General features: G+C 70.4%; 7 protein-coding genes. All 7 read right to left on the bottom strand.

The genetic code is table 11. The features are described from left to right. Positions 1-140: 140 nt before the first annotated feature. The 7 genes from topA to bldG all read right to left on the bottom strand — a co-directional run bounded on the left by topA (position 141) and on the right by bldG (position 9,487). Positions 141-3,011 (bottom strand): type I DNA topoisomerase, encoded by a 2,871-nt coding sequence (topA, locus tag ACZ7H1_RS16080; RefSeq protein WP_470787146.1) that lies wholly within the window; start codon positions 3,009-3,011, stop codon positions 141-143. Between the two features lie 275 nt (positions 3,012-3,286). Then, positions 3,287-3,484: a hypothetical protein gene (locus ACZ7H1_RS16075; RefSeq protein WP_470787145.1), complete on the bottom strand. Its 198-nt coding sequence runs from the start codon at positions 3,482-3,484 to the stop codon at positions 3,287-3,289. An 80-nt stretch (positions 3,485-3,564) separates the two neighbouring features. Beyond that, positions 3,565-5,085 carry a DUF7059 domain-containing protein gene (locus ACZ7H1_RS16070; RefSeq protein ID WP_470787144.1) on the bottom strand — a complete coding sequence of 507 codons (1,521 nt, stop codon included), beginning with the start codon at positions 5,083-5,085 and terminating at the stop codon, positions 3,565-3,567. Between the two features lie 137 nt (positions 5,086-5,222). Beyond that, entirely contained in the window at positions 5,223-5,795 is a 573-nt protein-coding gene (locus ACZ7H1_RS16065; protein ID WP_470787142.1) for a small secreted protein, read from the bottom strand. A gap of 128 nt (positions 5,796-5,923) precedes the next feature. Continuing rightward, positions 5,924-8,323: a sodium-translocating pyrophosphatase gene (locus ACZ7H1_RS16060; protein ID WP_470787140.1), complete on the bottom strand. Its 2,400-nt coding sequence runs from the start codon at positions 8,321-8,323 to the stop codon at positions 5,924-5,926. A 289-nt stretch (positions 8,324-8,612) separates the two neighbouring features. Further along, the gene (locus ACZ7H1_RS16055; RefSeq protein WP_470787138.1) at positions 8,613-9,053 is read right to left on the bottom strand and encodes an ATP-binding protein; all 441 of its coding nucleotides are present in this window, start codon (positions 9,051-9,053) and stop codon (positions 8,613-8,615) included. 92 nt (positions 9,054-9,145) lie between these two features. After that, on the bottom strand, positions 9,146-9,487 hold the full coding sequence (gene bldG, locus ACZ7H1_RS16050) for an anti-sigma factor antagonist BldG (protein WP_046926810.1): 342 nt from the start codon (positions 9,485-9,487) through the stop codon (positions 9,146-9,148). Between the last annotated feature and the right edge of the window lie 38 nt (positions 9,488-9,525).

Genomic DNA, 9,525 nt, shown 5'->3' with positions numbered 1-9,525 from the left:
GCCCCACCCACCCCACCCCCCAAACACACACCCACCCCCCCCCCCCCCCCCCCCCCCCCCCCCCCCCCCCCCCCCCCCCCCCCCCCCCCCCCCCCCCCCCCCCCCCCCCCCCCCCCCGGACGGTGGCCGCAGCCCCGTTCCTACTCCTCCGTCGACGCCGCAGCCGTCGTCTTCGCGGCGGTCGTCTTCGCGGCCGTGGTCTTCTTGGCCGCCGTCTTCTTCGCGGTCGCCGTCTTGGCGGTCGCCGTCTTCTTCGCCGCGGTCTTCTTCGCCGCGGTCGCCGTCGTCGCCTTCTTCGCCGTCGTCTTCTTGGCGGCCGTGGCCTTCTTCGCCGGCGCCTTCTTCGCGGTCTTCTTGGCCGGGCCCTTGGCCCGCTTCTCCGCGAGCAGCTCGTAGCCCCGCTCCGGCGTGATCGTCTCGACGTCGTCGTCCCGCCGCAGCGTGGCGTTGGTCTCGCCGTCCGTCACGTACGGCCCGAAGCGCCCGTCCTTGACGACCACGGGGCGCTCGCTGACCGGGTCCGTGCCGAGCTCCTTCAGCGGCGGCTTGGCCGCCGCGCGACCCCGCTGCTTGGGCTGGGCGTAGATCGCCAGCGCCTCGTCCAGCGTGATCGAGAAGAGCTGGTCCTCGGTCTCCAGGGACCGCGAGTCCGTGCCCTTCTTCAGGTACGGGCCGTAGCGGCCGTTCTGGGCCGTGATCTCCACGCCCTCGGCGTCGGCGCCCACCACGCGCGGCAGCGACATCAGCTTGAGCGCGTCGTCGAGCGTGACGGTGTCCAGGGACATCGACTTGAAGAGCGAGGCCGTCCGCGGCTTCACGGCGTTCTTGCCGGTCTTCGGGGTGCCCTCGGGGAGGATCTCCGTGACGTACGGGCCGTAGCGGCCGTCCTTCGCGACGATCTGGTTCCCGCTGACCGGGTCGGCGCCCAGCTCGAACTCGCCGCTCGGCTTCGCGAACAGCTCCTCCGCGAAGTCCACCGTCAGCTCGTCCGGCGCCAGGTCCTCCGGCACGTCGGCCCGCTGGTGGCCCTCCGCGTCCTTCTCGCCGCGCTCGACGTACGGGCCGTAGCGGCCCACGCGCAGCACGATGCCCTCGCCGACCGGGAAGCTGGAGATCTCGCGCGCGTCGATCGCGCCGAGGTCCGTGACCAGCTCCTTGAGGCCGCCCAGGTGGTCGCCGTCGCCGTTGCCGGCGGCCGACGCGTCCTGCGCGGCGCCCTCGCCGCCGAAGTAGAAGCGCTTCAGCCACGGCACGGACTGCGCCTCGCCCCGGGCGATGCGGTCGAGGTCGTCCTCCATCTTGGCCGTGAAGTCGTAGTCGACGAGTCGGCCGAAGTGCTTCTCCAGCAGGTTGACCACGGCGAAGCTCAGGAACGACGGCACCAGCGCGGTGCCCTTCTTGAAGACGTAGCCGCGGTCGAGGATCGTGCCGATGATCGACGCGTACGTCGACGGGCGGCCGATCTCGCGCTCTTCCAGCTCCTTGACCAGCGAGGCCTCGGTGTAGCGGGCCGGCGGCTTGGTCGCGTGGCCGTCCACGGTGATCTCGTCGGCGCGCAGCGCGTCGCCCTCCGCCACCTGCGGCAGGCGGCGCTCGCGGTCGTCGAGCTCGGCGTTCGGGTCGTCGGCGCCTTCCACGTAGGCCTTCATGAAGCCGTGGAAGGTGATCGTCTTGCCGGAGGCCGTGAACTCGGCGTCGCGGCCGTCGGCCGCCCTGCCGCCGATCTTGACGGTGACGGAGTTGCCGACCGCGTCCTTCATCTGGGAGGCGACGGTGCGCTTCCAGATGAGCTCGTACAGGCGGAACTGGTCGCCGGTCAGGCCGGTCTCCGCCGGGGTGCGGAAACGATCACCCGAAGGCCGGATCGCCTCGTGCGCCTCCTGGGCGTTCTTGACCTTGCCGGCGTAGACGCGCGGCTTCTCCGGCAGGTAGTCGGCGCCGTACAGCTGCGTGACCTGCGCCCGCGCCGCCGACACGGCGGTGTCGGACAGCGTGGTGGAGTCCGTACGCATGTAGGTGATGAAGCCGTTCTCGTACAGCTTCTGCGCCACCTGCATGGTCGCCTTCGCACCGAAGCCGAGCTTGCGCGAGGCCTCCTGCTGGAGCGTGGTGGTGCGGAACGGTGCGTACGGCGAGCGGCGGTACGGCTTCGACTCGACCGAGCGGACGGCGAAGGACGTCTCGGCGAGCGCGGCGGCCAGGGCGCGGGCGTTCGCCTCGTCCAGGTGCAGCACGTCGCTCTTGAGCTGCCCGTTCGAACCGAAGTCGCGGCCCTGCGCGACCCGGCGGCCGTCGACGGTGTTCAGGCGGGCGACCAGGGTCGAGGGGTCGGAGGCGTCACCGGAGCGGCCGGTGGCGAAGGTGCCCGTCAGGTCCCAGTACTCGGCGGAGCGGAACGCGATGCGCTCGCGCTCCCGCTCGACGACGAGGCGGGTGGCGACGGACTGCACGCGGCCGGCCGACAGCCGGGGCATGACCTTCTTCCACAGGACCGGCGAGACCTCGTAGCCGTACAGGCGGTCGAGGATGCGGCGGGTCTCCTGGGCGTCGACCATGCGCTGGTTCAGCTCGCGCGGGTTGGCCACGGCGTCGCGGATCGCGTCCTTGGTGATCTCGTGGAAGACCATCCGGTGGACGGGGACCTTGGGCTTCAGGACTTCCTGGAGGTGCCACGCGATGGCCTCGCCCTCGCGGTCCTCATCGGTGGCGAGGAAGAGTTCGTCGGACTCGGCCAGCAGCTCCTTGAGCTTCCTGACCTGGGCCTTCTTGTCCGCATTGACGACGTAGATCGGCTGGAAGTCGTGCTCGACGTCCACGCCGAGGCGGCGCACCTCGCCCGTGTACTTCTCGGGCACCTCGGCGGCGCCGTTCGGGAGGTCGCGGATGTGCCCGACGCTCGCCTCGACGACGTATCCGGGCCCGAGGTAGCCCTTGATCGTCTTCGCCTTGGCAGGAGACTCGACGATGACGAGTCGGCGGCCGCCCTTTGCGGTCTCGCTAGTCGGGGACAACTTGGCTCTTCTCTCCGGTCGGCACTCGGTCGCAGTACGGCGACGCTGCGGAGTGTGACGGTACAACCCGCCCCCGTGTCAAACGGCAGAAGCCCGCAACGGCCACTCGAACGGTAACCCGACTAGTGCCATTCCTGCCGCCCGGATGCCGCCGTCGTCACCGGACCCGGACGTTCCCCACCCGTCCACGATCCCTTCGCGGCCCCTCCACCCGGCCTTCACCGGCCATGATCAGGACAATCTCGCCGGACCCGGAAACCGGCCGCCCCGGCGTGTCACACCCGGGTGAGGCACCACACCCCGAGCGCCAGCGACGCGGCCCCGGCCAGCAGCGCCACGGGGACCGCGACCGCGGGGCGCACGCCCTCCGCGACCGGCGCCCGGCGCACCGCGCAGGCCCCCGTCCAGGCCAGCAGCCCCACGCCGAACAGCATGAACGTCATCCCGGCGAAGACCGCGGGTCCGCTCTCCATGCCACGCTCCCTTCCCTCGCCGGGAGCGTGGCACGCGCCGCTGTACGGAGTACCGAAATCCCGGCGAACCCCGGGTGAACTCAGTCGCCGGCCGGAGCGGGCACCGGCTCCAGGAAGCCCTGCTCGACGAGCATCCGGATCGCCTCCGGCGTCCGGTCCCGCAGCATGACCGGGTCTTCCTGGACCAGCTGGGCGATCGCGTCCAGAATCCGCCCGGCGCTGAGTGAGCCGTCACACACTCCGGCGAATCCGGCCCCGACCGTGTCGACCTTGGTGGCCCGCAGCATTCCGCGCTGCTGGCGCAGCACCACGTGCTCCGGGTCCTCGGCACCCGGCATGCCGACCTGCTCCTGGACCACTTCCCCGGCCAGCCGGAAATGACCTTCGAGCAGTGCCGCGTCGTCGTGGCTGCGCAGGTAGTCCTGGCGCTCGAAGTGCGCCCGGACCGTGTCCCCGAGCGGCTGCTCTACGGGGTGCGGCCACTCCTCGATCACGATCGAGGGCTGCTGCGCACCGGACTTGCGCAGCGTGATCCAGCCGAATCCGACCCCCTTCGTCTTGCGGGCCTCGAACTCGTCGAGCCAGTCCTCGTACCGCCGCGCGTACTCCTGAGGGTCGGTGCGGTGGTCCCCCGCGTCTCTCAGCCACAGCTCGGCGTACTGGGTGACGTCCTGGACCTCGCGCTGCACGATCCACGCGTCGCAGCCCCGCGGCACCCAGGAGCGCAGCCGGTCCTGCCAGTCCTCGCCCTCGACGTGCTGCCAGTTGGCGAGGAACTGCGCGTACCCCCCGTCGTTCAGACGGGCGCCGGCCTGCTGCACCAGCGTCCGGCAGAGGTCGTCCCCGCCCATGCCGCCGTCGCGGTAGGTCAGCCGGGCTCCGGGCGAGATCACGAAGGGCGGGTTCGAGACGATCAGGTCGTACGTCTTCTCGCCCACCGGCTCGTACAGCGAGCCCGCCACCAGCTCGGCCGCGGGAGCGCCGGAGAGCGCAAGGGTCAGCCGGGTGAATTCCAGGGCGCGCGGGTTGACGTCCGTGGCGGTCACGCGGGTGGCGTGCTGAGCGGCGTGCAGCGCCTGGATGCCGGAGCCCGTACCGAGGTCGAGCGCGGAGTCGACGGGCCCCCGCACGGTGATCCCGGCCAGGGTGGTGGAGGCACCCCCCACGCCGAGGACCACGCCCTCGTCGCTGCTGCCGATCCCGCCGGCGCCGCCGACCGCGCACCCGAGGTCGGAGACGATGAACCAGTCCTCGCCGTCCGGTCCGCCGTACGGCCGTACGTCGACCCGGGCGTGGACCTCGTCCCCCTCGCGGCGCAGCCAGCCGTCGGCGAGGGCGTCCTCGACCGGCAGGGCGGCCGCCGCGTGCACGTACGGGACCGGCTGCTGGAGCAGGAACAGGCGGGTGAGGGTGGCCAGCGGGCCGTCCCCCCGGGTGGCACGGAGGGCGGGCACGGTCTCGCTGCGGGCCAGCGCGGCGTAGGCGGGGGCGCCGAGCAGGTCGAGCAGCCCGTCCGCGGTGAATCCCGCGGAGAGCAGGGCCGCGCGGAGCGAGGAGGCGCGGTCGGACGAGGGGAGGCTGGTGGTACTCACAACGCCCATTGTGTCGGCTGGCAGCGGGGATCGCTGCGAGCTGTCCACAGGCCCGCCGATTAGTAGTACCGGGGTGCACGGCTGCCGGTGTCCCGGGGTGCGGGACACCGGCAGCGGGAGGCGCGGTCCCTGCGGGGCTGCGGGCGTCAGCTCTGCCCGGGGCCGGGCGTCGCCGCCTCGGTCCGCTGGCAGCTCTTCTGGTTCTTCATCGCCTTGCCGAGCTCGCCCGACTGAAGCTTCGTCAGGGCCTCGTTGCCGCTCTTGCTGAGCTTGTCCAGCTCGGCGGCGATGTCCTTGAGCCCGTCCGCGAACTTGGCCTGGTCCTTGCTGTCCAGCCCGTCGACCCGCTTCTTGAGGGCCGCGTACGAGGTGGAGATGCCGTTGAGCTCCGCGACGGCGGCGTCCTGCGTCTTCTGCCCGTCCTTGACGGGCGGGACCCCGGCGCCCTGCACGGCCGCGCCCATCGCCTTGTACGCCTCGGACATGGACTGGAAGGCCGTGGAGTCGGTCTTCTGGACGACGTCGGCCTTGCTCTGGTCCGTGGTCTCCTTCTGGATCGCGGCGTTGGCGTCCTCGATCTTCTTGACCTGGGGCTGGACCTGGTCGCAGACCTTCTTGGCCCAGTCGTTGACCTTCTTCTCGTTGTCGTCGCCACAGCCGGACAGCACGAGTACCAGTACCGCACCGCCGGACACTGCGGACGCAAGCTTCTTGTTCACCGGATTGGTCCCTTCCAAGGCTCTCGGCCCCGGAACATACACGCCATCCCCGCGGGTACGCAGAAAGGCGGACGGACGGCGCGTCAGAGCGCGCCGCCCGTCCGCCGTTCGGGCCTGCCGGTGAGGTGTCAGGAAACCACTGCGGGATCGGGCTGCTGGGCCGCCCGCTCCGCAGTACCGCCGGCGTCGTCGCCGACCGCGATGCCGCGGCGCTTCGAGACGTACACGGCGCCGACGATGACTCCGATGGCGAGCACCGCGATGATCGCGCGCACCACCGGGCTGGTGTCGTCGCCGTAGCTGAACTGCACCACCGCGGGGGCGATGAGCAGCGCGACCAGGTTCATGACCTTGAGCAGCGGGTTGATGGCCGGGCCGGCGGTGTCCTTGAACGGGTCGCCGACCGTGTCGCCGATGACGGTCGCGGCGTGGGCCTCGCCGCCCTTGCCGCCGTGGTGCCCGTCCTCGACCAGCTTCTTCGCGTTGTCCCAGGCGCCGCCGGAGTTCGCGAGGAACACGGCCATGAGCGTGCCGCAGCCGATCGCGCCGGCGAGGAAGGCCCCGAGCGCGCCGACGCCGAGGCTGAAGCCGACGGCGATGGGCGTGAGCACGGCGAGCAGGCCGGGTGTGGCGAGCTCGCGCAGCGCGTCCTTGGTGCAGATGTCCACAACGCGCCCGTACTCGGGCTTCTCGGTGTAGTCCATGATCCCGGGGTGCTCGCGGAACTGCCGCCGGACCTCGTAGACCACCGCGCCCGCCGACCGGGAGACGGCGTTGATGGCGAGGCCGGAGAACAGGAACACGACGGCCGCACCGAGCATCAGCCCGACCAGGTTGTTCGGCTGGGCGATGTCCAGGCTGAGGTTCATCTCCCCGGCCTTGGCGCCGACCTCCTTGACGGCGTTGCTGATCGCGTCGTTGTACGAGCCGAACAGCGCGGCCGCGGCCAGTACCGCCGTCGCGATCGCGATGCCCTTCGTGATGGCCTTGGTGGTGTTGCCGACCGCGTCGAGGTCGGTGAGCACCTGGGCGCCCGCGCCCTCGACGTCGCCGGACATCTCCGCGATGCCCTGGGCGTTGTCGGAGACCGGCCCGAAGGTGTCCATCGCGACGATGACGCCGACGGTGGTGAGCAGGCCGGTGCCGGCCAGGGCGACCGCGAAGAGCGCCAGCATGATCGAGGTGCCGCCGAGCAGGAACGCTCCGTAGACGCCGAGGCCGATGAGCAGCGCGGTGTACACGGCGGACTCCAGGCCCACCGAGATGCCGGCCAGGATCACCGTGGCGGGGCCGGTCAGCGAGGACTTCCCGATGTCCCGGACGGGACGGCGGTTGGTCTCGGTGAAGTAGCCGGTGAGCTGCTGGATGAGCGCGGCGAGCACGATGCCGATGGCGACCGCGACGAGCGCGAGGATGCGCGGGTCGCCGCTGTGCGCGCTGATGGCCGCGTCCTCGACGCCTGCGAGCTCCTTGTAGGTGGCCGGCAGGTACGCGTAGACGGCGATGGCCACGAGCACCAGGGAGATCACGGCGGAGATGAAGAAGCCGCGGTTGATGGCGCTCATCCCGCTGCGGTCGGTGGCGCGCGGGGAGACCGCGAAGATGCCGATCATCGCGGTGACCACGCCGATGGCGGGCACGATCAGCGGGAAGGCCAGGCCCAGGTCGCCGAAGGCGGCCTTGCCGAGGATGAGCGCGGCGACGAGCGTGACGGCGTACGACTCGAAGAGGTCGGCCGCCATGCCCGCACAGTCGCCGACGTTGTCGCCCACGTTGTCGGCGATGGTCGCGGCATTGCGCGGGTCGTCCTCCGGAATGCCCTGCTCGACCTTGCCGACCAGGTCGGCGCCCACGTCGGCGGCCTTGGTGAAGATGCCGCCGCCCACACGCATGAACATCGCGATGAGCGCGGCGCCGAGGCCGAAGCCCTCCAGGACCTTGGGGGCGTCGGCGGCGTAGACCAGCACGACGCAGGAGGCTCCGAACAGACCGAGCCCCACTGTGAACATGCCGACCACGCCGCCCGTACGGAATGCGATCCGCATCGCCTTGTGGGCGACTGCGGTCAGATCCTTTTGCGGTTCTCCGGGTGCGGGAGTGGCCTCACGGGCGGCCGCGGCGACGCGGACGTTCGCCCGTACGGCCAGCCGCATGCCGATGTATCCGGTGGCCGCCGAGAACAGCGCGCCGACCAGGAAGAATGCGGAACGTCCGGCCCGCTGGGACCAGTCGTCCGCGGGAAGCAGGAAGAGCAGGAAGAACACCACGACGGCGAATACGCCCAGGGTGCGCAGCTGCCGGCCCAGATAGGCATTCGCGCCTTCCTGAACGGCCGCCGCGATCTCCTTCATTTTGTCGGTGCCTTCGTCGGCCGCGAGTACCTGGCGTACCAGGAGCTGCGCGACGACCAGGGCCGCCAGTGCCACGGCCGCGATCACCATCACGATGAGACGGTTGTCATCCGTGAGTACTGCCGCCGCGAGCTCGGCGGTGCGGGCTTGCTCGAGAGGGGTGAAGAGCCCCGTCATACGTCCTCCTTGACGTGATGAGCTCAAGATGTGGACGGATTGTAGGGAGCGTCACCTGATCAAAACAGTACGCGGGAAACGGAATTGGCGCGCTCTTGCTCCTCAGCAATTGATCGTCGCGCTTCTTTACCCTCGAAAGCGGTAATGGGGCAAAAGCATTGACGCCTGATCAGTGATCTAGAGAAATGAAAAAGGCCCTGCTCAGCAGGGCCTTGAATAAGATCGGAAGGTAGGACCGGAAATGATCTCAGAAAAATGATCTCCGGCTGCCGGACGATCCGCGAAGGGATCAGGGAAGTTCCGGAGTGTCGTACAGCGGCCAGCTCATCCGGATCACGCCGCCCGTCTCGTCGCTGGAGACGTCGACGTCGTCGACGAGCCCGCTGATCACGGCGAGCCCCATCTCGTCCTCACCGTCCGCATCGGCGTCGGCCGCGCCTTCGGTACGGGCGCCGTCGGGGCCCGCGCCGGCCGCCGCTCCCGGCACCCCGTCGCCGACCTCGATGGAGAAGACCTTCTCCTCGTCGGTGAGCTTGACCCGAACGGGTTCGGAGACGCCGTGGCCGCGGTGCAGGCCCACGGCGCGCGAGCAGGCCTCGCCGACGGCGAGCCTCACCTCGTCGAGCAGGGCTTCCTCCACCCCGGCCCGGCGCGCCACGGCGGCCGCGACGAGGCGGGCCGTCCTGACGTGTTCGGGCTGGGCGCTGAAACGGAGTTCAACGGTGGCCATGGGCTCCCCCTCGGACGTTCGGGCGTGCTCGGCAGGGGCACGGGCCTCTCGGCCCGGTGCCCCCACTCCTACTCCGGCTACTCCGGAAAGCGTCAGTCGGTGGCGCTGACGGCTTCGTCGACCGAGGTGTGGATCGGGAACACCTTGGTCAGCCCGGTGATGCGGAAGATCTTGAGAATGCGCTCCTGGTTGCACACCAGGCGCAGCGAGCCCTCGTGCGCCCGGACGCGCTTGAGGCCGCCCACGAGCACGCCGAGGCCGGTGGAGTCGAGGAAGTCCACCCGCTCCATGTCGACAACCAGGTGGTAGCTGCCGTCGTTCACCAACTCGACCAACTGCTCGCGCAGCTTGGGCGCGGTATACACATCAATCTCGCCACCGACCTCGACGACCGTACGGTCGCCGACAGTGCGAGTCGACAGGGACAGGTCCACGGATCCTCCAGCACCTTGCTATCGAGCGGCGCCCCCCA

The organism is Streptomyces sp. NPDC037401 (assembly GCF_055602345.1).
This window is presented reverse-complemented; position numbering and strand designations above follow the sequence as displayed.

Coding starts and splice junctions, on each gene's coding strand:
- ACZ7H1_RS16075 (WP_470787145.1), bottom strand. CDS start 3,484: ATGGAGAGCGGACCCGCGGTCTTCGCCGGGATGACGTTCATGCTGTTC.
- ACZ7H1_RS16070 (WP_470787144.1), bottom strand. CDS start 5,085: ATGGGCGTTGTGAGTACCACCAGCCTCCCCTCGTCCGACCGCGCCTCC.
- ACZ7H1_RS16060 (WP_470787140.1), bottom strand. CDS start 8,323: ATGACGGGGCTCTTCACCCCTCTCGAGCAAGCCCGCACCGCCGAGCTC.
- ACZ7H1_RS16055 (WP_470787138.1), bottom strand. CDS start 9,053: ATGGCCACCGTTGAACTCCGTTTCAGCGCCCAGCCCGAACACGTCAGG.